The organism is Dehalobacterium formicoaceticum, assembly GCF_002224645.1.
In the GTDB taxonomy this organism is placed as follows: Bacteria; Bacillota; Dehalobacteriia; order Dehalobacteriales; family Dehalobacteriaceae; genus Dehalobacterium; species Dehalobacterium formicoaceticum.
Genome location: NZ_CP022121.1, coordinates 2,444,721 through 2,470,089, shown reverse-complemented (window position 1 = coordinate 2,470,089; position 25,369 = coordinate 2,444,721). Strand labels below are relative to the sequence as shown.

The window sequence follows — 25,369 nt, the reverse complement described above, 5'->3', positions numbered from 1 at the left end:
TATTAATAGCCATATTAGTTAACCTCCTAGATGCACATTTAATCCCAAATTGCGGAGAATTTCCAACAGTTCCTGCATCTGCTCTGATGTGGGCTCTTCAATATGGGAGATCGTGTAGGGCAGGTGCATGCGTTGATATTTTGCTTCTGCCATTTTATGATATGGGAGTAAATAGATCTCCTTTAATTTCAATTCTTGCATCAAGGCACCGATGCTTCGGATCTGTTCCGGTGCATCATTGATGGTTGGAATGACAGGGACTCTAATCCATACCTGGGCTCCTTTTTCCACGAGATGACGAAGATTGCTTAAGACCGGAGCCGCCGGTGCTTGCACATGCCTTTGGTGTGCATCATCATCTAAAAGCTTGAGATCGTACAGAAACAAATCTACATAAGGCAACACAGCATCAAATGCTGCTTCCGGGACAAAACCGCTGGTATCCACGGTGGTATGGTAACCACGTTCTTGGCAGCGTTTCAGAAATTCCACCGCAAACTCCAACTGGCTCAGGGGTTCTCCCCCGCTCAGAGTCACTCCGCCTTTGCTTTGCTGATAAAAGATTTCATCCTTACTTACTTCTGCCAGTACCTCTGCGACAGTCATTTCCTGGCCCAGCTTTTCCAGAGCCAGGGTGGGACAAAGTTCGCTGCAGGTGCCGCATTGGGTACACGCCTCTTTGTCGATATTGATACCCTGGTCAGATGCGCTCAGTGCCTGACTGGGACAGGCTTCCAGGCAGGAGTTGCAGCCGATACATTTATCCTGATAATAAAGGATCTCCGGTTGAAAGGACAGATTTTCCGGATTATGGCACCAGGCACAACGAAGAGGGCAGCCTTTTAAGAAGACGGTACTGCGAATACCAGGCCCGTCATGAATGGAATATTTCTGAATGTTACTGATAATTGCTGTGGTCACTGGACTTCCTCCATAAAAAGCAGATTAGGCATCGGCCAAGTTTATAGTCTGACAACCCGTTACATGGAGTGATATGGGCCGTTCTTCCGATACAAAGTTTAATATAATTATACACTTTTGGGATATTATTTAAAGAGGTAGTTACAGAAACATTGTTCAGACAGATTATGAAATACGGTGGGAAGTGAACTCGTTCAGCTAAAGCTGAATAAAGGTCTTGAAATTTGATAAAGCCAGGGTATCTGTTAATTCCCTGGCTTTTACCTTTAATAATCTTTAAGATCCGCGCTTCGTCATAAGAGATCCAAGAGATCCATTTTTAATTTTACTTATCATCCCTGAATATGCAGAATCTCATTAAGGGGACGTCTTTCAGTGACGTAATTATTCTGAACGCTTTCGGCATCACCATAGCCCAAAGCAATTCCAATCACAATCGAGAGCTCGTCCGGTACCTTTAGCTCTTCCCTGATAATTTGGGGATAAGCTGCCATCATGATTGCAGTTACGGTATTTAATCCATAATGCTGCGCCGCCAGCATGATACTTTGTGACACAGCTCCCATATCATACAAGGACCATTGGGGCAAATTGCGGTCCATACAGGGAAATATCATTACCGGAGCACCAAAAAATCTGAAATTATTTTCCGTAAGTTTTGTTCTGCCTTCTTGATCATCCCTGTCGATGCCTAAAGTTTCAAATCTTGCTGCTCCCATCTTGAAGGTACGACTTTTATGGGCTTCCGGCCATTCTTTTGCAAAAGGAATATCCGGCTCCATGGCAACCCCATTGCGGAAATTTTCCACACATCGCCGGCGCAAATTCTCCAGTGGCTGCCCGGAAGCAACATAAAACTCCCACGGCTGAGTGTTGGCCCATGAAGGAGCATGATTAGCTGCCTCGACAATCTTCCTGATCGTGTCTTGATCTACTGTATCCGGTTTATAAGCCCTGAAACTGCGACGGGTTTGTAAAGCTTCAATAACATCCATAACTCTTTCCTCCCTTTTAAGTCTTCTAAATAAAATTCGCTAAGTAAAATTTACCACATATTTAGTTTACCCTGTATTTTACTATTATACAAGTGGGGTCCATCGATATCCCTTTCTTTATACTATCAGATTATCAGACTATCAGACAATCAGGAAATAAATCTATGGGAAAATGAAAAAAACACGGGGCGACCGTGTTTTTCCCGTTTTCGGAAAGTGTCCGTTTTAAAGGTATAAGGTTATTTGCTATATGTATTCTCACTTTTAGTCATGTTGCTCTTCCGCATCTTCCTTCGTTTGATGAATCGTACCATGAGGATGATTGGGCGGAGCATAGATCGAATACAATTTAATCGGCGTGTTGCCTGTGTTAGTCAGATTATGCCATTTGCCGGCCGGAATAATAAAAATAAAATCTGCACAAACATTAGCCTGAAAATCCAATTGATCCCTTCTGTCACCCATTTGCACCAGTCCCTGACCTTCTTCAATGCGAATGAATTGATCAACGTGAGGATGTATTTCTAAGCCAATATCTCCCCCCACATCGATACTCATTAAGGTCAACTGCAAATGTTCACCGGTCCATAAAGCAAGACGGTAGTTATCATTCTGGGTAGTGGCTTCCTCAATATTGACAGCAAAAGGATTCGGCCCATAATCCATCAGCCGGATAGGTGTGCCCGCCGGCGACTGATCGGGACAGGGGAGACATTGATGCTGCGTCATCATCAATTGGCTGGGGTTATGCATGGGCATATTGGTACAGTAGGGACATTGAGACATCTGTCCGGCCTGATACATTTGGTTCTGCATATGATATGGACAGGGATACATTCTGGGAAAACGATACATGAAGCTCATTCCTTTCATCATCATAGGCAAATTTTAAGCTAATTCTAATCTATGATGCAGAGAGAAAGAATGTGCCTGCCCACCGGTAAATTAATATTTTCTTAACCGTTTTTCCAGGAGACGCCGAAGCCGCCCCTGGGATAATGCCAGTCAATATTGCCGTAAGGACAGCCGATACGGCAGGTACCGCATTCCAGACAGCCTTCATAGCCCACGGCAATCCGTTTTTCTTCCTCATCCCACTGGTAAACATGAGAGGGACAAAACCGGGTACAGGGTTTATCAATACATTGTTCGAGACAGACTTTTCCGTCGATAATATGAATATGACTGGATTGATCCGTATTAAAGCGCACCAGATACAACTTATCATTTAGATTCATAGAAATGCCCTCCATGCTCCATAAATATCCTTGAGTAAACCTCTTTTTGAACGTATTTGATAAACCTTTTTCAGGATCTCCTTTTGCCGCTGTTTTTTAGGGATTCCGTCCACAGTTAAATACATCTTGAGCACCTGGGCAGCCATATCCGGGTATTCTTCCAATAGATGAGGGTTCTCTTCCAAGAATTTACCCATATGGCGATAATGCTTCATATCTTTCATAACAAAAGAATCACGCAAGCGGGATTCATAAACCGCCATGGCCTGGTCGCTGAAATCATCCCTTTGGATGGACTGTGCCGCTACTTCCCCGGCGATTTTCCCCGAGGTCATGGCCATGTTGGCACCCTCCCGGTTTAAGGAATTCATCAGCATTGCCGTGTCTCCCGCCACCAGTAAACCCCGGCGGTAGATCTTGGGCATCTGGTCATATCCTCCTTCAGGGATTAAATGGGCCAGATATTCCTTGGTTTCTCCCCCTTGCAAGAGGCGCTTCACATAAGGCTTTGCTTTAAAGGCTTCGATCAGATCATTGGGCGTCCAGTGCTTTTGGATCAAGGGTTCCAGCAAAGCACCCACACCCACGGACAAGGATTCTCTATTGGTATAGATAAAGGCGGAGCCCATCATGCCGTCAGTGGAATCACCATATAATTCGATGGTTGCCCCCTGCCCTTTCTCCAGACAGAAACGGTCTTCGATGGTTTCCGAAGGTAAGGCGATGACTTCCTTTACAGCAACGGCCACAGTGTGCGTTGTTAAAGGATAGGCCAGCCCTGCCTGTACAGCCAGGAAATTATTAACCCCTTCCGCAAGGATGACCATTTTGGCTCCTAATTCCCCTTCTTCCCGTCCCGTGCGCACTCCGACCACTTTTTGATCCTGATAAAGGAAATCAATCACCACGGTTTCCGTAATAATCATCACACCGGCTTTTTCTGCTTGTTGCGCCAGCCAACGGTCAAAAGGCACGCGAAAAATAGAATGGGCATTATAAGGTTCATCCGCCCATACCGGATCCCGGTATGCGGCCATGACCGACTGATCACCGCTAAGCATGCCAAAGCGCTGTTCAATAATCGGCCGTTCCAAAGGTGCTTCCTTCCAAAATTCTGGCACCACATCATCAGTGGGGTCAGTGTACAGAATTCCCCCCATCATATTCTTAGTGCCCGGGTAGTCGCCCCTTTCGATGACCACGGTTTTCATCCCGGCACGAGCTGCGCTAATTGCAGCAGACAAGCCTGCCGGGCCGCCGCCTACGACAATCACATCAAAGTTTTCCACTCTTGCACCTCCTCTGTATGACATTAAATATTTTCATCCATTGATTCATTAAGACATTAATTTATCAAATCATTAAATCATTATGTTTATTAAACCATTAATTAATTACCGCTGCCCAATCGTTTTTTAAATTCTTCCGTCAGTGCCGGTACGATTTGAAAAAGATCCCCTGATATGCCAAAATTGGCCACGGAAAAAATGGGCGCCTCCGGATCATTATTAATGGCAATGATAAAATCTGAGGTGGCCATGCCGGCCAGATGCTGAATGGCACCGGAAATACCGATGGCGATATAAACCTTGGGCCGCACCGTCACCCCCGATTGCCCCACCTGCTGATCATGGGTTAACCAGCCTGCCTCCACCGCTCCCCGGGATCCGGCCAGGGTTGCCCCCAAAACGTCAGCCAATTCCTGAGCCATGGCCAAATGCCTTTTGGCCCCAAGCCCCAAACCAACGGAAACAATGATTTCTGCCTTATCCAGGAAAGCATTCCCGGCAACTGCGGGGATAAACTCAATAACCTTAGTACGAAAATCATCTTCCCCATGATTAAAGGGGGCGATAATGATTTCACCGGTCCGTCCCTCTACCTTGGGCGGCATTTCCATCACTCTGGGCCGTACTGTCGCCATTTGGGGACGGCTTGTCCGGCAAAGAATGGTCGCCATAATATTACCCCCAAAGGCGGGTCGGGTTTGCTGCAGGTTTTTCGTCTCCGAATCAATACCCAGCACCGTGCAGTCGGCGGTAAGCCCCGTCTGCAGCTTGGTGGCCACGGCAGGAAAGACATCACGTCCCATAGAGGTGGCTCCCATCAGAATTATCTCCGGGCGGTACTGATTGGCGATGTCTGCCATTGCAGCTGTATAGGGTTCTGTACGGTAATCCTTCAGCACAGGGTGATCCACCAGGTAGACCTTCTCCGCGCCATAGGCAAATGCTTGGGGAACTACATCTTCGATCTCAAATCCGATGATCACGCCGCAAAGCTCACAGCCGATGGTATCAGCCAGCTTGCGCCCTTCACCTAACAATTCCCAGGACACAGGCGCGACTACTCCCCTATTGACTTCAATAATCACCCAAACCCCGTGCCAACCCTGATCATCACCTTGAACGTCAGTACTGGTCGGCTTTGGGGCTGTATGATCCTTATCCGTATATTCTTTGATCCCTTCCGGCAAAGGCTCCTGCACATCAAAGGCGGCTCCGCTTTTTTCGGCAGGTGTTTCTTTAGCCCCCATGGGCAATTGGGGTAATGAAAGGGCATCGGTGGGACAGACTTTGACGCAGTGACCCAGATCCTGGCATTTTTCCGGATCAACCACCGCCACCCCATCGACAAGTTCTAGAGCTTCTACAGGACATTCTACCACGCAGGCACCGCAGCCAATACATTTTGCCTTGTCAACAACAACGGTCATGATTGAGTCCCTCCCTTCATATGGGGACTTTTTACAATGATATTTTGCTGGAAAATCTTTTGCACGATGACGGCGGCAGTACCCGCCGGGTCCTTGCTGCCATCGACGATTTCTCCTCCGCTCCGTCCCAGGGGCGCAAAAATTCGGGTCACACTGGTAGGCGATCCTTTAAGGCCCATTTGAGTCTTATCAAAGGGTAAGGTTTTGGCATCCCAAATTTCCGGTTGATAGCCGGATGCTTTCATCACATTGGGTAAGGTGGCATAACGTAAATCGTTCAGTTCCTTTTCTACAGTGAGCAAGGCGGGCAGTTCTGCCTGCACCACCTGGCGGCCATGCTCCGTTTTCCGCTCCACGGTGATAGCGGTTGATGTCAGCTCTCTCACTTTGATCACATAAGTAAGCTGGGGAAAGCCCAGGCGCTGGGCAATACCGGGCCCGGTCTGGGCGGTGTCGCCGTCAATGGCTTCTTTACCGGCCAGCAACAGATCGATAGGTTCTGTTTCATTTAATTTTTCCAATGCCGTGGCCAGAATATAAGAGGTTGCCAGGGTATCAGAGCCGCCAAAGGCCCGGTCACTCAAAAGAATGGCCCGATCTGCCCCGTAGGACATGGCTTTTTTCAGAGCCTCCTTGGCCTGCATGGGGCCCATGCTGATGATGGTTACTCGTCCGCCCATCTTTTCACGGAGACGCAGAGCCTCTTCCAAACTATGGATATCATAGGGATTAATAATTGAGGGCACCCCTTCCCGCATCAGGGTGTTGGTCTCGGGATCAATCCTCACCTCTGACGTATCCGGTACCTGCTTTAAGCAAACTACGAAATGCACAAAATCCCTCCTCTCTTGCATAGCAGCAACAATAACATAGAAGCAACAATTACAATAGCTGATGGTTTCCTGAACTAATTTCCTGAAATAATTTTTGGAAACCATAAACTTAATAAAGACATTTATTAACAAATTTCAACAAATCCAAACGAATTTACTTTATTATACTTGAATCTACTTGAATTTGATTTAAATTAGGTTAAATGATTCTAAATGAATTTAATTGGTGAAACAAGATTACTGTTGGTCAGTCAATCCGATCATATAACCGCAGTGTATCATCCATTTGTTTCATATCGGGATTGCTGATATCATTTAATGGTGTGCCCATAACGATGCAAATATATTCCCGCCCGTTTTTTACCCCAAGTGTTGCCCAACATTGTCCTGCTTCAGGGGTTGTCCCGGATTTTCCGCCGATAATTTCTGTGTCTCCCTGAGGCATCCCCGCCAGCTTTGACAGCACCGTTGACTCCAGGATGATACCTTGGGGATGGTCCGCCGTAGCCGTGGTTTTAAAGGTTCCTTTCGTAAAAATCGCTTTAAAATGTCCGTTTTCCAAGGCATAATCCAATAACTTTGCCAGATCATATGCGGAGCTGTACTGCTCTTTATGATGAAGACCTTCCGGACTGGTAAAATGGCTGTTTTTTAACTCAAGCTCCGCCGCCTTGTCATTCATCAATTTCACAAAATTTTCAACACTACCCGCCGCATGAATCGCCAGGGAATTGCAAGCCTCACCCCCCGAAGTCAGTATCGTTCCATAAAGAAGATCCCGATAAGTTACCCTTTCCTTACCATAAAAACCAGCCATGGAAGCATTATTGGCTACCATTTCTTTATAGGTGGCTACATCGATGGGCGCCACGGCCGATAAATCATCAATATGTTCCAGGGCGACAATTGCTGTCATAATCTTGGTCAGAGAAGCTGGATAAGCCCTGGAATCAGCATTTTTTTCGTATTCGATCTGCCCATTTTCTCTGTCTAAGACGCAAATGTATTTGCTGGCATAATCATCAATTTTATCCTTACCAAATAATCCGCTAAAATTAATCTTCAAATCATAAACATTGATTGTTATCGCCAAGATCGCAAGCGCAATCAACACTAAAAATATCATTGATCTAAATGATTTTCTGCTCATTATTTTTCCAATCCATTTTATCATTTTAAAAGCGTGGCACGGGGACGTTTCGATTAGTATACCATAAAAAACCTGATCTTTGGATCATAATTACCAACTCTTCTCACCTGCTGATAGAAGTTTGGCTTTATTTGATATCCCAATCAATAAAATAATAAAAGGGAACCTCTCTGGTCCCCTAAACTGTAACCTTTCTGCTATGAAAACTAAATTATTTTCATTAAATGTTTCCCTTATTTCTTGATTTCTCCGGGGCAACAATAAATTTTTGGAATAAAAAACCGAGAATTAAGCCAAATACACCTGCCCCACCTATTTGCAAATAATAGTCACTCATCGGCCGCAGGGGGATGAGACCAGGCCCTTCCACCAACCAGGTATAAATCAGTTCACAAAATACCCAACCGAATAACCCGGCAAAGATACCTTTGATCATCACATAATTAAAGCCGGAGATTTTTAGAGCGACATAATAGAGAAGAGCGATGGTAATAGCCACTAGTGAAGCCGTTACCAATCCGATAGTTCCACTGGGCCGATCAATTGTGATCACAAAACTGCTTAATTGGAAAACACTATATTTACCGATACCGAAAAATATCAAGATACGTCCAAATATTTCATGTAAAATTACTGCAATCACGCCGCACAGCCCGGCAACCAACAGCTTGTCAGATTTCACCTTCGGTTCCTCCCCATTTATTGATCTAATAACTAACTGCCACTAATACCTTTGCTTCTTAATAAAGCCGGCATTAGTGGCAGTTAGTTCCCGGTTAACCTTCCTGGCATCAGATGGAGTAAACTTCACCTGATGTCAAAATCGGTTGATCCCTACTGCTTTATTATTTTAACCTCAATAGCCTGAAATTATGACATTAAAAACAATATTTCAAATCATACTCTTCAGATTCAGCACACTCTTAACACTCAGCACACTCTTTTTCTAACTTACGAGTACGAGCTTTTTTTGACGTGGTTGACGAGTAAGTAGGCCATAAGGGACATGAAGATGACAAATCCCAGCATCACAACCATGGCAGAAGCATAGGTTCCTGTTTGGGTTCTGATAGAGCCTGCCAAGGTGGGCCCGATGGAGGAAGATACGATCAGGCTAAGATTGGTAATGCTGAAGTTAAGGGCAAAATTCTTGTTGCCGAAACGGGTCCGAATGAAGCTTGCCGATAAGGTGGGGCCGCTGCCGTATATAATTCCGATAAAGATGCAGCCGGCAATGAAGGCAGCAATAATTCCCGTCTTGAAAAACAGCAGCAGCAGCAGCGAGCCGATTAATCCACAAATACAGGATAAGGTTATGCTAGTGGAAAAACCTGACCGGTCAAAGGAAAGCCCCGTCAGGATTCTGCCCGATCCGTTGGAAAGTGAGACAATGCCAACGATCAAGGCGGCAAAAGCAGCATCCATCCCTTGGTCACGGACAATGGGACCGGCATGTGCGATCAGCATCAACCCGGCAATAGAGCAGCTGATGACCCACAGCATAAAAAGATGGAAGCTCCTGGACTTAATCATTTCTATTGCGGTATATTCATGAGCGGTACCGGCTGCAGAAGATGAACCGGCAGTAGAAAGTTTCTTCGGATCCGGTTGATGTACCTGTTCGCGAATAAGCAGGGCTCCGATAAAGATGAGCACAAAATCACCGATCCCAAAAGTCATAAAGGTGTTTCTCCAGCCGATGGAGCTAATCAGGCCGGTCGCAACGGCTCCCAGGATCATGCCGCCTAATCCAAAGGCGAAGAGCAAGACCCCTGAGATTAGCCCCTTCCTTTCAAACATTGCCGTCAGGGAACTGATCAGGCAATTGTAGGTGACACCGACGCCAAAACCGCAAAATACGCCGTAAGATACGAAAATATGCCATAGTTGAGTGGTTCTGGAGGCAAGAAGAAAGCCGGCCAGAATGAACAATCCGGAAAGCATCAGAATCCGTCTCAAGGGAAATCTTTGCCGCAAAAAGCCGCTGGTCAATCCGCCCAGGCAAAAGAAAATCATGGAAATAGAAAAAATAAGTGATGTCTGCGTCCGATCCCATCCAAATTCCAGCTCCAAAGGCGCCACAAAAATTGACCAGGCATAAATCAACCCCATCATCAGCATTAATAAGAATCCATAAATTGCATAAAATTGTTTTTTGATGATCTTTTCCTCCTGTCTAAAGTTAATTGGATCAATAATTGGATCAATAATAGGATCGATAATATGATCTGACTCAGCAACACCCCCTTCACATCTCTTAATTCGCAAAATTATATCATTTTCCTCCTCATTTTTAAATAGATTAACCACGAACATTAGAAAACTTAATAGCAAATTAATGGCTTTGTTTCAGATTTCCCACCTTGACATACGTAGGCCTGTCGTTTAATATGTAGCCATATAGCACATTTTGAAAACAAACAAAATATAAAACCAAGCAACAAATAGATAAACCTAACAACAAACAAATGAATTTAAACGGGTGTGCCTTTTTATTTTTAAGCGCGATAATTAACTGGACATGATCATCATTAGATCAGGGCTTGATCAGAGCTTGAATGAAAAGAAGACTGCCAGACAAAGACTCAGGTAACTTACGTCTTTGCTTTGGCGGTCTTTCTTTATTTTTGGCAGGCTGCACTATGGTATTGACAAATTAATTTCAAAAGGTAGGGTGAAAAAATGTATTTGATGATTGATAACTATGACTCATTTGTCTATAATTTAGTCTCCTATTTTCATGAACTAGGTGAAATCGTTAAGGTCGTTAAAAATGATGAAATCACGGTGCCAGAGATCGAAGAAATGAAGGAATTAAAAGGTATTATTATTTCACCCGGTCCGAAAAATCCCGAAGACTGCGGCGTATCAGGTGAGATCGTAAGAGCCTTTACCGGTAAGATCCCGATCCTGGGGGTTTGTTTGGGATGCCAAATCATAGGATATGAGCATGGGGCCAGTATTGAGAAAGGAAAAAGACCCATGCACGGAAAGGTTACCGGGATCCTTCATAACGGAAGGAATTTATTTCAAAATCTGCCTCAGAGATATCAGGTGACCAGATATCATTCCCTGGTGATTAATGAAAATACGGTACCATCTAAGTTAATCATTGATGCCGTAGCAGAAGATGGTGCTGTCATGGCTGTCAGCAATCCCGCAAATGCTATTTATGGCGTGCAGTTTCATCCCGAAGCCGTCCTGACTCAATTTGGTCATGAGCTGCTAAAGAATTTTATTGCCTTATCTGAAGAATATGGGAAATGGAGGCTGGCAGTCTGATATGAAGACAGTTATTAAAGAATTGGCATCTTATCAACCGTGCAGTCGGATCTTTGATCTTTTTTGCCGGGACAAAAATGCCGTGTTTCTTGATTCTTCCCTGGAAAATGAAATGGGCCGATATTCTATCATTGGGATTAATGAATATCTTACCCTGATCTTAAAAGATGGACGATTTTTTATCAATGGAGTTGAAAGTGAGGAGAATTTTGAGGAATATCTTAATGAATATATTTTAAAAGAAAAGGAAGAAAACCACACCACCCTGCCCATCGTAAAAGGAGGAATCGGCTATTTTTCCTATGATTATGGCAGAAAGATCGAAAAAATAGCAACCCGGCATGAGCATAAGGATCATGATCAGATCCCCGAATGTATTTGGAATTTTTATGATAATTTTATCATTGAAGATTTAAAAGAAAAAAAAGTATATTTAATTGCCAATGGCGAGCTGGAAGATGCGGAGATGTCAATTAAAGGATTAGAAGAAAAGATCAACCTTCTTTCCTTTGGAACATATAACACGAAAATTGTCGATGATCCAGGTGGGATAAATAAACCAGGTGATCTAAATTATCTAAATGATCTTAATGATCTAAATGAAATAAATAATTTAAATGACACTAAAGATTTTAAAAAAACAGAGACTTTCTCAATTCAACCTAATTTCACCAAAGATCAATACTTGAGCGCTGTTCAGAAAATGATCGATTACATCGTCGAAGGAGATATTTACATCGCCAATATGACCCAGAATTTTAAAGTGAGGAGCCGTCTTACACCCTATCAATTCTTTTTAAAGTTACGCATCAGCAACCCTTCCACCTTTGGCGGATATTTTAATTATGGTGATTTTCAAATTATCTCTGCCTCTCCCGAAAGATTTATGGTGATGAAGGAAGGAGTTATCCATACCCGGCCGATTAAAGGGACCAGGAAAAGGGGCCAAACCCCATGGGAAGACGAACAGCTGAAAAAAGAACTGCAAAATTCCGACAAGGATAAAAGTGAATTATTGATGATTGTGGATTTGGAGCGCAATGATTTGAACAAGGTCTGTGTTGAACGCAGTGTTGTTGTTAACGAACTGTTTCAGGTAGAATCATATGCGACGGTACATCATCTCGTTTCGGATATCAGCGGAGTTTTAAGGCCGGGGTATACCGTTGTGGATTTAATCAAGGCTGCGTTTCCGGGAGGCTCCATTACTGGGGCGCCAAAGCATCGGGCGATGGAAATCATTGATGAATTGGAACATGGGCAACGGGGACTCTATACCGGTTCCATGGGCTATATTTCTTTAGACGGCAGCTTTGATTTTAATATTGTCATCCGCACCGCCGTGTATATTGACGGGTTTTATCATATTGGGGCCGGCGGCGGCATCACTTGCGAATCTGAATTGGAGTTTGAATATGATGAAACCCTGCAAAAAGCCAAGGCCTTGTTTGAGGCATTGTCAGAATTTTAGGCATCTTGCATCTTAGATGCCATAGATGTCATAGATAATATAGATATCATTGGCAACAGAGGGTTTGAAAAATCATGATAGGCGGCGGCTGATCACGAAATGAGGTTGATTGAGGTTGACGATGAAAGAAAAAAATATGATTTTAGACGATGGCTTTATGTTTGGATTAGGAGCATTTGAAACAATATTAATTAAAAACGGACAGGCTGTGTTTTTATGTGAACATTTGAAGCGGTTGAGCAGCGCCTTAAGAGTATTAAAAATCAAACAGGATATCAAAGGGTCAGATGTATTGGCTTATATTGAGCAAAATAACTTAAATAATACCGCTTTAAAGATTATGGTCTCAGAGGAAAATATCTTCTTTACGGTGCGGGACAGCGGGTACAAAGAAGATGATTTTCAAAAAGGGATGCGCATTGGAATCAGCCCGATCATCAGAAATGAAACATCCCCTTTTACCTATCTAAAATCATTAAACTTTGCTGATAATATCTGGGAAAAAAGACAAGCGAAAGAAAGTGGATATGATGAACCCCTGTTTTTGAATACAAAAGGAGAAATCACAGAAGGAGCAACCAGCAATATCTTCTTTGTGAAAGGAAATGATCTTTATACCCCAGATCTAAAGTGCGGGATGATCAATGGAATCGTGCGCGGGTATGTGATCGAAAAGTATGATGCCTTTGAAACAATTATTAGTCAGAATGAGGTTCAGGAATTTGATGAAATTTTCATCACTAATTCCTTGCTTGGCATTATGCCCATCGTCCAATTTGAGGATCTTGAACTGAGCATCGGAAAAATCACCTGCCAAATCCGCCAGGAATATGAGCGCGATATCTGATATCAGAAAAAGGAATAAGTTGACAGGCGGTGACTGACACCGCCTGTCAATTGTCCAACATTTGGGATGCACTTCACATAATGTTCCTCCCTTCCTTCGAATAAATAAGTTTAATAAAATTATTTACAATCTAATTGAATAATCGTTAAATGACAATGCTTGACGATTTCTGGTGATGTTGCCACACCTAGAAAGCACCTACTTCAATTTTTCTTATTGTAACATTTATATTCCACAAATTTTGTCGCAATTTGTCATTAACCCTATTTTTAATAAAAAATAGAAGCGCGACTATAAAATTCGTCTCTTCGGAAGCAAATAAAGTAACTTAAAACTCTACACACTGATAAAACAAAGCCTAAAGGGCTAATTTTTTTGTCAAATTTTAGCGATTTATTGTTGTGTATGTTTGTGTAATGACAGGTGGTGCCTGACATCGCCTGTCAACGTAATAACACTCATTCGAATTTCATAAAGATATTTTAAAAACACAATAAAGTCATTTACTATGCAAAAATTACTATGCAAAAATGGTGTCAATAGTCAGTGAAAATGTCACCTAAAAGTGAGTAGTTTTAATCAGTGAAAATATGACAGGTGGTGCCTGACACCGCCTGTCAACTTATTCATCTTATATGACCACTTCTTAGATTAATTCCTTCCAGGAACATTTAATCACGGTATATTATCGAAAAAATCGGCTAAAATACCCTCGATTACAATAATTGAGGGAGGAATACGATGTCTAAAAGATCTAAAACCATGATTGCTGTCTTTTCCGGCATACTTATTCTGGCCGGTATATCCGGAATAATGTCAATGAATAAGGAGAATGAATCCTCTGCTCCTACTGCATCCTTGAATGATTTGCTATCCATTGTTAATCCCCAAGCCAATTCATTATCTCCTGATATGGAAAAAAGCACTCCTGAGAGACTCAAAAATGGTCAGCAAATTTTTCGCTTTGATACCTTTGGCGATGAAGCCTATTGGGGGGATACCCTGAAGCTGCATCAGGCTATCGCAGGGGAAAAGTTGGGTGGTGTGGGCCCGGGGCTTAGTCCGAAAGATGCTTTAGCCGTTGGTCTAAAGGTTGATGCCCAAGCTTTGCCTCCGAGTTTAGTAAGGCAGTTAAAGGCGGGTAAAGTGGATCTGGATGATCCGGCCAATACCCTGGCCCTTCTCAAAAACAATGCGGTGCTCGGTGTCACAGGTTTCTTTGATGAAGCGGGAAAACTTACCTCCATGGGAATTCAATGTGCCTTATGCCATTCCACCGTAGACGACTCCCTGGCACCTGGCATTGGAAAAAGACTGGACGGGCGGGCCAACAGGGATTTAAATGTCGGGGCCATCATCAGCCTGGCGCCTAATATTAATGTTATTGCGGATCGCTTAGGTGTAGATGTTCCTACAGTAAAAAAGGTGCTGGCCGGTTGGGGCCCGGGAAAATATGATGCTGTGCTCCTTGAGGACGGCAAAGGTTTCCGCCCTGATGGAAAATCGGCAGCTACCTTACTGCCCCCCGCCTTTGGTCTCTCCGGTATTAATCTCCATACCTGGACCGGCTGGGGATCTGTCCCCCATTGGAATGCTTATGTCGCCAATACTCAAATGGGGGGCAAGGGTACCTTTTTTGATCCCAGATTAAATGATCCAAAAAAATATCCCATTGCCGTGAAAACCGGAGATTGGAATATCAGAAACAGCCCTGATTTGATTAGTTCCAAACTGCCGGATCTCCATCTTTACCAATTGGCACTGACGGCGCCAAAAGCTCCGGAGAGCAGCTATAACAAGGAAGCCGCTGCACGGGGCGAAACTCTCTTTAATGGCAAAGCTACATGCGCCAGATGCCATGTCCCCCCCTTGTACAGTGAACCGGGATGGAATATGCATACACCTAAGGAAATGGGTATCGATGCCTTTCAGGCCGATAGATCTCCCGATAACATGTACAGAACTGCCCCCTTGGCCGGACTTTGGACCCACCAAAAAGGAGGATTTTATCATGACGGACGGTTTGCTGACCTAAATGAAGTAATAAATCATTATAATAATTTGTTTAAACTTAAGTTAACGGAAAATGAGAAAAGGGATTTAAGAGAGTTTTTGTTATCCATATAAAAGGATGCAGCCATGGCGCTGCATCCTTTCCCTTTTTAATCTTGGTTAATGGGAAGCTTCTTTTTCTTTGATTCCCTGATTTGTCGTTCTAAGTTCTTGTTAAATTCGGTGAAAAAATTACATACCACTGCCAGTTCATCTTGCTGCATATTCTCAAAAAATTTGAGCTGCCGTTCTTTCCATGATTCATGCCTCTTTTGATGTTCTATAAATAGTAACTGTCCCTTTTCTGTCAGTTGGTAGTATATTTCCTTTTTATTTCCGGGGTTTTGGTAAGATACCACATCTCCGCTGGAAATTAGTTTTTTTATGATTTTACTTACAGCACCGCGGCTCAAGTTTAGTTCCTTCGCAATTTTCGTTACATTTGGTTGATCCAAAACTCCAATTTTATCCACGCAGTTAGTCTCAGAAACCCCATAACCTTCAATTAGATATCTGGAATCTGACTTGGTTAGTATGTCATCCTTATCGTGCATTTCTAAATATTTTGATAACAATATCTCAGGATTTGATTTAGGTTTCCTCATCATATTTTATCTCCACTTTATCTCCACCATATTTTTGTTCTGAGACCATTTTAATGCATTTTCTTTTCCTCCGTCAACAATATCTTTTTCCTACTAACATTATTATTTCCTTGAAAAGGATGCATCCCTTGAATCGCGCACGATTCCATGCAGAGTAAACCTAAAACGCGTGTTAGCATTTCTGCAAACCCGCGTTATGTTTGGAGGCAAGGAACTGAACACCTATGATTATGCTGTTAAGCCCCCCCACCCGCATCGTGGAAGAGTTTTGCTGACGCTAAGAACTCTGTTTATAGGTATTTTTGATTATTCCATTTAAACTAAAGCCTGTTTAGAACCCAACAAAAATAAAAAATATCTATATTGCCACTTGCGCCGTTATACTTTTACGGGTATAATGGTTATGTAGTTAAGAAGGACTTTGAGACTCCTTTTGGAAGCTTCAACGGACACAGTATTACAAGGAGCTACGTAATTTACATTTTTTAGATGTGAGAGTTGAGTAATTACATTATACTTTACACTTTTAAATCACTTTTAAAGTTTCTTAATAATGAGAATACGGCATGTTAAATATAAGGCAACAAACCAGTACTTCAATAAGATTTATTTATCAGATGATGTACAGGCTATACCTCAAACATGCCGTATTTACTCATAGTAAAGTCACTATTAATTTTAGACTATCTTTTAGACTTTTGGTTACGCCATTCTTCCAATAATTCTGACGAATCAACTACGAGTCCCAAATGTAAAGAGACAATGCGGCAAGCAGCCTCTTCTAAATGTTCGGAACCTCGGGTGAGATCCTGTGGGAGAACAATACGGAAATCCCGGTTTGCCCCATCAAAAGCTGTATTAAGAACACAACAGTCAGTCATAGCACCTAATAAAACTATTGTTTCCTTATGCAGATTACGCAACAATAATTCTAAATCAGTGGGATAAAAAGCACTAAGTCTTTTTTTACCATTTACGATATAGTCGCTATCCCTGACATCAACTGCAAACTCAGTCCATTTGCTTCCTTCCAAGGCATGCTGTTCTATCCCGGGAATCGGGCCTACCGTCATCGGAAATACCAGTCTCCAAGCACTAATATTTCCCTTAATGTCGTCAGAACCGTCCTTACGGAGAGTCGAGCGTACATGAATTACCGGTACTTCCAACTCACGGCAAGCAGCAGTAAAATTGTTAATAGGTTCAATTATCTCCCGACCCCTTAGGGCCGGGCAAGGGCAATCAGGATCTTCGCTTAAATGCCCATTATACATGTCAATTGTGATTACCGCAGTCTTGTTAGCATCCAAATACAGATCTTGAAGTATTTTGTCAGTTACCGGCTTTTTAACATTGTCGAAATATGCATTCATTTAAATTATTCGCTCCTTTTTTTATTATTTACTAAAAAATATCGCTGAATATTAAACAGCAGCCTTAGCTGAATCATGCTTGTCTTGTTTTTTTTCAAGGTATGGGCGAATAACCATATTGATAATCGCGTTTAAAACAATAAGGAGGATCAAACCTACCAGCATCGGCTGGGTGAAGATGCCTTGAATAGAAAGCGGCAACAACGCCAACACATCGGCGGGCATCCACATTGTACCCAGACCAATAATAAAAGCTGGTGCAGCTACAGCCATATTTAATTCATCCCACTCTACACCTGCCAACATTTGAATACCACTGAAGGCAATGATACCGAAAAGAATTGTACTTGCTCCACTTAACACCGGCGCAGGAATTGATGCAATAAACACACCAACCTTAGGCAGCAGACCAAGAATAAGCGCCAAGATGCCTGCAGTTAAAGTAACATAACGGCTCCCGATACCAGACACGCGGATTATGCCGATATTCTCCGGATACGATGTAGTGGCAATACCACCGAAAACTGACCCGAGAGTACAACCCAACACCTCGGAGAACAAACCTCTGTTAACCCGATTCACAGACAAAGTCTGATTTTCCCAATCGGCCAGCATGGTATACATGCCCACTGACGATCTGATTATGGTGCAGGGTCTCATTTGTGTCTCCCGAAACAATAATGAAATCCTCAGGATCTCTGCCCAGCTTTTCTGCGGCGATCTGGATCATAGCTGTACGGAAACCCTGACCCATATCAACGCCCGAGGCGCGCATCTCAATCCTGCCATCAGGCAATATTGTCAGGATGCAGCCCCCGTCATCCGCCAAGCCCTTACCGACACCGACATTTTTAAAACCGCTGGCCATGCCAATACCCAGCACCTTGCGTCCTTTTTTCCCCTCAGGGTACATGGCTTCAAAACGGGGGCGCTCCCGTTCAACAATCTTCTGACATTCATTAATAGTGTCGATAATGCCCACGCTTTGTTTGAGAATCTCCCCGGTGACAGTTGTGGATCCTACCTTCAGTGCGTTCCTTCTGCGCAGTTCGAAGGGATCGATGTTGAGTTTTTCCGCTGCCTCATCCAGAAGGGTTTCGATACATATTGCCGACTGATTGATGCCAAACCCCCGGAAGGCTCCTCCCTGGGAGTTATTTGTTCTTATCGTTCGTCCTCGCACCTTAATGTTGGGAATTTCGTATGGACCTCCGGAAAAAATGCAGGCCTGCTGTAAAACCCCTGGACTCAAAATTGTATACGAGCCCGCATCTGAGACGATATCTGTGTCCAGATACAAAATCTTGCCTTCTTCTGAGAGGCCCAGTTCATAATGGTTCTTAAAGGCATGGCGTTTTGTGGTTAACTTCATTGACTCTTCCCGGTTAAGGGGGATCATCACAGGCCGCTGCACAGCGATTGCCGCGACGGCCGCCGCCGACTCAATGTAGGTATCACACTTGCCGCCGAAAGCTCCGCCCAGGGGAGATGCAGTAACCTGTATCTTATCCTCCGGTAGATTAAGAACCTTAGTTAGCATCTTGCGAATCTCAAAAGGGGATTGAGTACATGAAATAACCTGCACACCGTCGTCACCGTGCCATACGCCCATTGCTGCTTCCGGCTCAAGATAGCCATGTTCCACACGCTCCATGTCAAAGTCGCCCCTTAGATGCAGGTATGCCATTTCTCGCCCCGTTTCAACATCACCCATTTCGTGATCAACGGATGCCATCACCAAATCTTTGGCAATACCGTCCTCCATTGTATAAGCACCATCGGTCTCTTCGACATCTACCTTAACCAGCTTCGCGGCTCTGCGGGCGGTTGCCATGTCCTCCGCTATGACCAACGCCAGCATATCCCCATAGAAGTTAATCTTATCCCTGCAAAATACCGGCTGATCAAGTTTAAAGCAACCAAATGCGTTTTCTCCCGGCACATCCTTATACGTCAATATCTTTACAACACCAGGCTGCTTTTCTGCCTCAACCGTATCAAGCCCTTCTAGCTTACCGCAGGCAATGGGAGCCCATACCAAAGCACCGTAAAGCATGTCTTCAGTTTCGTAGTCGGCGGCAAATTTAAGAGCACCGGTAACCTTGGCAACGCCATCCACATCCCAAAGGCGTTTGCCAAATACCCTGCCCTTTGGAGTCTCCACATCCTGGCGTTGTTCCCCCGCGACAATGCTGGACTTTTCAAGGGTGCGGTAATCATCTTTGGATGGATTCTCGCCGCGCATCTTTGCCGCAGCATATTTTACCGCCTCAATGATTTTTACGAATCCCGTGCATCTGCAAATGTTTCCGCCTAACGCTTTTTCGATATCCTCAGGTGTTGGAGACTGATTTCTGTCCAGCAGAGCTTTTGCACTCATCAGCATCCCGGGAGTACAAAAGCCGCACTGCACCGCGCCCATTTCAAGGAAGGCCTCTTGAACCGGATGTAGTTCATCCCCATTTTGTAACCCTTCAACAGTCCATATATCCGCATCTTGGGCTTTCCCAATGGGAACCAAACAGGAGTTTATGGCCTGTCCGTTTACAACTACTGTGCATGCTCCGCATTCCCCTTCCCCGCAGCCGCATTTCGTTCCTGTTAAAGCCAAATGATCTCTTAACACGTCCAAAAGTCTCAGTGAAGCTTCAACTTTGATTTCCCTTTTTTCCCCATTCAGAGTGAAGCTAATATTCTTAATCACTCAAATCACCCCCAAAACCTAATTGTCCGGCAACGCTATTGAGCGCTTGTGCTACAATTATCGGTAAAGTTTTCATCCGATATTCCCTGGATCCGCGAACAGGGTTGCTTCTTGGGTTGGCATCTTCCAATACCAATTGGGCAGCCTGTTGAATATTCTCTTTCGTAATATCTTTATGTGCCAGCCATGCTTCGGCTTTTTTCGCTCTTACCGGGCCGACACCCACAGGTCCCATCGCGATTCTTACCCATTCAAATTTCCCATTTTCCTGCCTTGCCGCAACTGAGGTGTTAAGCATGGGTAAGGCAAGATGTTCTCTCATACCCAGTCTTTCAAATTCAGCTGCTTCGCCGTCTTTTTGACAAGGAATTCTAATATATGTGATGATCTCTTTGGTACTGTCAACTTTGCTTTTTGCGAACCCTGCATACATTTCGCTCATAGATGCTTTGCGCTGTCCCTCCGGCCCTTCTATGATGAATTCCGGTTCCAAGGTGGCCAAGGCCATTGCCCCATCGGCCGCTGGTTGAGCCGTCACTACGTTTCCGGCTAATGTCGCTACGTTTCCAATTTGGAGTGCACCTACCCTGCCTGCCGCTTTGGCAAGTGACGGTGCGTATTTCTTGACCAAATCGGAACAAGATATGGTGGTTAAGTTTACTGCGGCTCCAATCACGAGGGTGTCGTTTTCAATGCCGATTTCCTGAAGTTCCGGTATTCGGGAAATGTCAACAAGTAATTCAGCGTGATACTTACCGTTTTCAAGGTCAAGTAAAATGTCGGTTCCGCCGGCAATAATCCGTCCCCTACCATTAGCCTCTTGAAGCGCTTTTATCCCTTCCTCGACTGTTGATGGGAAAATATAATCCGTAAACAATCTACATTACCTCCCCTATATAATAGTAATAAGAATGATTGACTAAAATATGCAGTTCCTGCGTTGTTTTCGTCTCATAATATCGCTTTATATAATTTTTTTTAGTATATCATATTGTTTCCTGATAAACAATATTTAGTTTCCCGATTAACAATAAGTTTTTATTTATTGTTTTCTGTCAATGATATTTTTTATCAATAAACTCGGCTTCATTTGGCGTATTTTTCTCCAACAAGAAATTGATTGTCATGACAACATCCAGAATGTTCACCTGACCATCATTATTCACATCTCCGCTTGTCGGCAGATAATCGCACCCGGCATGAGCTTTCCGTGCGATCACTCTCACCTCAGCGTAAAAAGCCTCTCCATTTTGGAAAGGCCTTTTATTCATAAATAAATATTATCAATATTATATGGTTCTGTTTTTTCTTTAATCCCTTTGTCTAAAACAGCCGTATGGCAAACTGAGGGCAATGAGGACTGCAATAACCGCACAAAATACAACGCTCTGTATCGACTTCAGCTTTATCATCCTTTAACATTAAAGCATTGTTGGGGCAGGCATCCACACAAGCGCCGCAACCAATACAGCCATCCTTAAAGATCCATAACCTTTTCTTCGCCTTAACCTGGTCAATTGGATCCAAGATAACCTCTTCATGATTAAACAATTTTACATTGATCTCCAATTCCCTTTCTTCCACCATTCCTACGGCAACTGAACTGATCCCAGGAATTCCCAGGACAAAATCATAAGATTCCTTCACTTGATCAATCAAATTACCTCCTGCCAAAGCTTTCATCGCAAAAAGCCCTTTCCCTTTTTGATGAGCCTGGGTAATGGCGCGGATCATCTCCTCCTTAGTACCTCCCACAATACCCAGTCCGGCTTGGTTAATCAGGGGGAAAACCACATCAATATCCTTTTCTTCCGCTGCTCCTTCTACCACCTCAATTGCATGAGTGGCAATGCCGATGGCGCGGATGACACCTTTTTTCTTCAGATCCTTTAAACATTGAAAAGCTCCCCCGCGTTCTTCAAAAACAGTCCTTTTGGTGCGGGCGGCATGAAGGTGAAAAATATCAAAATAGCTTCTTTCTAAAGCAGACAATCCATCAAAAACAGCCTTTTCCATATCTTCGTAAGTTGTCGCCATCGATTTAGATGAGATAATTACTTCCCCGGTAAAGCCGGTCAATGCCTCTTTAATGTATGGATAAGTAAAATAGCTTTCTGCCGTATCAATAAAATTAATTCCCTGCTCCAATCCCTTGCGGATTAAAGCAGCTCCTTCGGGTAAGGGAAGATTCTTCTGTAATGGTCCCAAAGGCAATGCCCCAAAGCAAAGGGGCGATACTTCCATTCCCGTTGCCCCTAATATATTTCTTTCCATAAAATATCTCCTTTTCTTTCTCGAATCTAATCGGATAATAATTAATACTATATCAAATTTTTGTTTAGCAGCATAGACTAATATCCCAGTTTCTTGACGAAAGCAGTTGGATAATTGGTATTAAAAGATTTCCAGGCATTTAACTTATTGAACAATCCCGTATGGCCAATCAATAATGCCGCCAAAGTCATAAACATTGGTATAGCCCATTTCCAGCAGAAGTTTTGCCGCTTGGGCACTTCTGTTGCCGCTGCGGCAGTAGATAAGGATTTTTGCGTTTTGATCCGGGAGCACCTGAGCAGCCTTTTCCTTGATTTCGGTATTTGGCAAAAGCACAGAACCTTCAATATGCCCTGCCTGGTACTCACTACGAGTACGCACATCAAGAATAATGACTTCCTCTTCCCCATCGATCATGGCTTTGGCCTCTTGGGCGGAAATTTTTTGATTAATAGGACGAATCTCTATTCCTGTAACCTGAACGGGATAACTTTCGCGAATTTCAGGTAAGATCGTTATCTCAACCCCTTGACCCACCGAAAGTTGAACTTTACGTTCTGCATGGGAAATATCGACACTGGCTTTATCAAAATCGGTACTATCCCCGGTAACAGTTACCAGGATACTGTTTTCAGTAATATCTTCTATTACCCCACGAAAGGTAATATTTTCTTCTTTTTGAGCACAGCCAGACGAAAGCAGCAGCATGACACAAAATATCATTAAAAAATGCCTATTAATTTTATTTCTAATTCTCATTCTAATTCTCATTTCATTAAATCTCCCTTCCATGAGCGGTCATACTTTTCAGCTACTCTTTAATGTTTTTTTAACAAAATAACCTAAGGGATCAATTACTTCCCGTATTAAACCGATCTCTTCCACGGTAGGCGGTTCAAATTCATAGACATTATCATCCACCAAAAGAGGAAAACCTGTCATATCCTGGACACTGGCCACGGTTTCCCCCGGCATGGTGGCGAGAATCTTCATGCGTTTTGTTTCCTCATCAAAGCCCATCAATGCTTTGGTCGTGATTACCCGGGCCGGGCCATTTCCCTGCAAGCCGGCCGCTTTTCGTGCTCCGGGTTTTCCGTCAAAATAACCCATACTGGTATAGTAATTCAACCTGGGGGCAAAGCGGCGTGGTTCATGGGCCATAATGATGATGGTATTAGTGCAGGAGCATGCCATATCACCGGCACCTCCGCTCCCCGGCAGCCTTACCTTGGGCTTTTGGTATTCTTCAGGAAAACACCCCATCATCGTAGAATTAAGATTGCCATAAGGATCAATCTCCGCCCCGCCGATAAAACCGATATCAATAAAACCCCTTTGGGTGAGTTCAAAAGCCGAACTCAAACCTTGCATATAATGAGCTTTGCAGCTGGTTCTGGAATCACCCACTGATAAAGGAAGGCCTCTCGTTAGGGAAGACCCCACCGCTCCGGCTTCAAATACAGGTATAATGCCCGGTGCATGGGTTAATTGAGCCAGGGTAATGCCCACCATCGGCAGTCCTGTTCCGGCAAAGATCACCTTATTGTCCTCTAGTTGGCGGGAACCGGCCGCCACCAGCATTTCCTGAGGAGTATAATCTGCGGCGTATTGTTTCAAAATTCATCCCTCCCCTTCTCAATATACTTCCAAAAACTTTTGCAGGTCCAGGGATCGTCCTTCTGCCTGCCGGCTGTATTTCAGCTCTTGATAAGGAATCTGGCTGATAAATCCGTCAAAATCAGTGACATCAAAGATATATTTATGGTAATAATCTTCCAGTCCCCTGGCGTCCCCTTGACGAAAAGCTTCCGTTTTCATTTTAAAATCGGCAATATGTGTCTGCCCGAAATAATAATGATCATGACACATACCGGGGAAAGCACCAAAAGGAATTTCCACGACCGCATCCACGGCAAAGAAAGGGATACTGGTTTGGGTGGGATTAGCCGTTATTATTTCGTGATCCACCAGCTTTTCACAGGTGATAATGGTATGAGCAGAGGCCATGGCAATTTCCGGGCAGGTAAAGGTTTGTCCATTAATGCGGCAATTCCCATAGATATCCGCCTCCTGTACATGGATTAATCCCACATTGGGATGAGCTGCCGGTACAAGACCAATGGGACGGCCGGTAAAAGGACAATCCATGGTTTTGGACCGGTTACCGGCCATGACGTCACTGCCTAATGGGCTCCGGACAGGCATGAAAGGAAGTCCGATTGACCCGGCCTTAAAACGGGCGGACATATTATAATTGCTCCAGTCTTCAAGTTCCGTTAAACCCTTTTCGGCCAGATAGCGAAACATGGATGATATTCCGGCAAATTCATGAGCAAAATAAGCAAATTCCATGCGCTTTATTGAAACATGAGAAGGATTAAGGGCCATCGCACCGGCTAAAAGCTCCGGGGCTAATCCGGCGGAATGAAAATTTAAGGTTAGGTTGCATCCTCCCTGCCGGATGATTTCGTGGATAATGGCTACTGGTTGGCGACTGTTGACAAATCCCCCGATACCCAAGGTATCTCCGTCTTTGACAAAAGTTTTTACCGCCTCAGTCAAGGTCATCCTTTTATCTCTTTTTGACTTGTCTTTGTTCGCCAGGAATTCTCTGGCGTCATCAGGTGAAAGTCCACTCCAGAACAATAAACAAACCTCCCTATTTGACTATAATCATGATTGACTAAAAAATACGCAGCTCCTGCTGCGCTGTTTTCGTCACATAATGTCCCTTACGATAATTTTATTTTTTTTAGTATAGCATATTTTCCCCTAATAATATCAACAATATTTAGTTTCCTGTTTAACCATAAGCTTTTAAAAAAAAAGAAGACTGCCGGGCAAAAACTCAGGATCTTTAAAGTTTTTGCTCTGACAGTCTTCAATTTTTATGGCGCCATGATAAATA

General features: G+C 43.7%; 24 protein-coding genes. 4 read left to right on the top strand and 20 right to left on the bottom strand.

Features of this window, described 5'->3' with window-relative positions:
- Window positions 1-18: 18 nt before the first annotated feature.
- From CEQ75_RS11925 to CEQ75_RS11880, 10 genes are all read right to left on the bottom strand, one after another.
- Window positions 19-921, bottom strand: coding sequence for a glycyl-radical enzyme activating protein (locus CEQ75_RS11925; RefSeq protein ID WP_089610909.1), 903 nt, complete (start codon window positions 919-921; stop codon window positions 19-21).
- Window positions 922-1,253: 332 nt separating this feature from the next.
- On the bottom strand, window positions 1,254-1,916 hold the full coding sequence (locus CEQ75_RS11920; protein WP_089610907.1) for a nitroreductase: 663 nt from the start codon (window positions 1,914-1,916) through the stop codon (window positions 1,254-1,256).
- Window positions 1,917-2,180: 264 nt separating this feature from the next.
- The gene (locus CEQ75_RS11915) at window positions 2,181-2,771 is read right to left on the bottom strand and encodes a cupin domain-containing protein (protein ID WP_089610905.1); all 591 of its coding nucleotides are present in this window, start codon (window positions 2,769-2,771) and stop codon (window positions 2,181-2,183) included.
- Window positions 2,772-2,872: 101 nt separating this feature from the next.
- Window positions 2,873-3,154, bottom strand: coding sequence for a ferredoxin family protein (locus CEQ75_RS11910; protein ID WP_089610904.1), 282 nt, complete (start codon window positions 3,152-3,154; stop codon window positions 2,873-2,875).
- A complete protein-coding gene (locus CEQ75_RS11905; protein ID WP_089610902.1) occupies window positions 3,151-4,443 on the bottom strand; it encodes an FAD-dependent oxidoreductase in 1,293 nt (430 codons plus the stop codon). Before CEQ75_RS11905 ends, CEQ75_RS11910 begins: the two co-directional genes overlap by 4 nt.
- 101 nt (window positions 4,444-4,544) lie before the next feature.
- Window positions 4,545-5,870 (bottom strand): FAD-binding protein, encoded by a 1,326-nt coding sequence (locus CEQ75_RS11900; protein WP_089610900.1) that lies wholly within the window; start codon window positions 5,868-5,870, stop codon window positions 4,545-4,547.
- Entirely contained in the window at window positions 5,867-6,703 is an 837-nt protein-coding gene (locus tag CEQ75_RS11895) for an electron transfer flavoprotein subunit beta/FixA family protein (RefSeq protein ID WP_089610898.1), read from the bottom strand. Before CEQ75_RS11895 ends, CEQ75_RS11900 begins: the two co-directional genes overlap by 4 nt.
- 247 nt (window positions 6,704-6,950) lie before the next feature.
- Window positions 6,951-7,853, bottom strand: a complete 903-nt coding sequence (locus CEQ75_RS11890; RefSeq protein ID WP_089610896.1) for a D-alanyl-D-alanine carboxypeptidase family protein — start codon at window positions 7,851-7,853, stop codon at window positions 6,951-6,953.
- Window positions 7,854-8,073: 220 nt separating this feature from the next.
- Window positions 8,074-8,535, bottom strand: a complete 462-nt coding sequence (locus CEQ75_RS11885; protein ID WP_089610895.1) for a hypothetical protein — start codon at window positions 8,533-8,535, stop codon at window positions 8,074-8,076.
- A 269-nt stretch (window positions 8,536-8,804) separates the two neighbouring features.
- Window positions 8,805-10,121: an MFS transporter gene (locus CEQ75_RS11880; protein ID WP_157677443.1), complete on the bottom strand. Its 1,317-nt coding sequence runs from the start codon at window positions 10,119-10,121 to the stop codon at window positions 8,805-8,807.
- 414 nt (window positions 10,122-10,535) lie between these two features.
- Here CEQ75_RS11880 and CEQ75_RS11875 point away from each other — a divergent pair, with 414 nt between their 5' ends.
- The 4 genes from CEQ75_RS11875 to CEQ75_RS11860 all read left to right on the top strand — a co-directional run bounded on the left by CEQ75_RS11875 (window position 10,536) and on the right by CEQ75_RS11860 (window position 15,580).
- Complete coding sequence (locus CEQ75_RS11875) at window positions 10,536-11,135, top strand: anthranilate synthase component II (protein WP_089610891.1); 600 nt, start codon at window positions 10,536-10,538, stop codon at window positions 11,133-11,135.
- A gap of 1 nt (window position 11,136) precedes the next feature.
- Complete coding sequence (gene pabB / locus CEQ75_RS11870) at window positions 11,137-12,606, top strand: aminodeoxychorismate synthase component I (RefSeq protein ID WP_089610889.1); 1,470 nt, start codon at window positions 11,137-11,139, stop codon at window positions 12,604-12,606.
- Window positions 12,607-12,727: 121 nt separating this feature from the next.
- Window positions 12,728-13,453 carry an aminotransferase class IV gene (locus CEQ75_RS11865; protein ID WP_198306527.1) on the top strand — a complete coding sequence of 242 codons (726 nt, stop codon included), beginning with the start codon at window positions 12,728-12,730 and terminating at the stop codon, window positions 13,451-13,453.
- A gap of 741 nt (window positions 13,454-14,194) precedes the next feature.
- Window positions 14,195-15,580, top strand: coding sequence for a hypothetical protein (locus tag CEQ75_RS11860; protein ID WP_089610887.1), 1,386 nt, complete (start codon window positions 14,195-14,197; stop codon window positions 15,578-15,580).
- Between the two features lie 35 nt (window positions 15,581-15,615).
- Here CEQ75_RS11860 and CEQ75_RS11855 read toward each other — a convergent pair whose 3' ends face one another.
- The 10 genes from CEQ75_RS11855 to CEQ75_RS11810 all read right to left on the bottom strand — a co-directional run bounded on the left by CEQ75_RS11855 (window position 15,616) and on the right by CEQ75_RS11810 (window position 25,107).
- Window positions 15,616-16,110, bottom strand: a complete 495-nt coding sequence (locus CEQ75_RS11855) for a MarR family transcriptional regulator (RefSeq protein WP_198306526.1) — start codon at window positions 16,108-16,110, stop codon at window positions 15,616-15,618.
- Between the two features lie 683 nt (window positions 16,111-16,793).
- A complete protein-coding gene (locus CEQ75_RS11850; protein WP_089610883.1) occupies window positions 16,794-17,483 on the bottom strand; it encodes a cysteine hydrolase family protein in 690 nt (229 codons plus the stop codon).
- A gap of 51 nt (window positions 17,484-17,534) precedes the next feature.
- Window positions 17,535-18,098, bottom strand: a complete 564-nt coding sequence (locus CEQ75_RS11845; protein WP_198306525.1) for a solute carrier family 23 protein — start codon at window positions 18,096-18,098, stop codon at window positions 17,535-17,537.
- A complete protein-coding gene (locus tag CEQ75_RS11840; RefSeq protein ID WP_089610879.1) occupies window positions 18,052-20,187 on the bottom strand; it encodes a molybdopterin cofactor-binding domain-containing protein in 2,136 nt (711 codons plus the stop codon). Before CEQ75_RS11840 ends, CEQ75_RS11845 begins: the two co-directional genes overlap by 47 nt.
- On the bottom strand, window positions 20,180-21,064 hold the full coding sequence (locus CEQ75_RS11835) for an FAD binding domain-containing protein (protein ID WP_089610877.1): 885 nt from the start codon (window positions 21,062-21,064) through the stop codon (window positions 20,180-20,182). Before CEQ75_RS11835 ends, CEQ75_RS11840 begins: the two co-directional genes overlap by 8 nt.
- Before the next feature lie 178 nt (window positions 21,065-21,242).
- Window positions 21,243-21,407, bottom strand: coding sequence for a dockerin type I domain-containing protein (locus CEQ75_RS11830; RefSeq protein ID WP_157677442.1), 165 nt, complete (start codon window positions 21,405-21,407; stop codon window positions 21,243-21,245).
- A 103-nt stretch (window positions 21,408-21,510) separates the two neighbouring features.
- Window positions 21,511-22,461, bottom strand: a complete 951-nt coding sequence (locus tag CEQ75_RS11825; RefSeq protein ID WP_089610873.1) for an aldo/keto reductase — start codon at window positions 22,459-22,461, stop codon at window positions 21,511-21,513.
- Window positions 22,462-22,605: 144 nt separating this feature from the next.
- Window positions 22,606-23,232 carry a rhodanese-like domain-containing protein gene (locus CEQ75_RS11820; RefSeq protein ID WP_198306524.1) on the bottom strand — a complete coding sequence of 209 codons (627 nt, stop codon included), beginning with the start codon at window positions 23,230-23,232 and terminating at the stop codon, window positions 22,606-22,608.
- 36 nt (window positions 23,233-23,268) lie between these two features.
- A complete protein-coding gene (locus tag CEQ75_RS11815) occupies window positions 23,269-24,078 on the bottom strand; it encodes a CoA-transferase subunit beta (protein ID WP_242965154.1) in 810 nt (269 codons plus the stop codon).
- An 18-nt stretch (window positions 24,079-24,096) separates the two neighbouring features.
- Window positions 24,097-25,107 carry a CoA transferase subunit A gene (locus CEQ75_RS11810; protein WP_089610871.1) on the bottom strand — a complete coding sequence of 337 codons (1,011 nt, stop codon included), beginning with the start codon at window positions 25,105-25,107 and terminating at the stop codon, window positions 24,097-24,099.
- Between the last annotated feature and the right edge of the window lie 262 nt (window positions 25,108-25,369).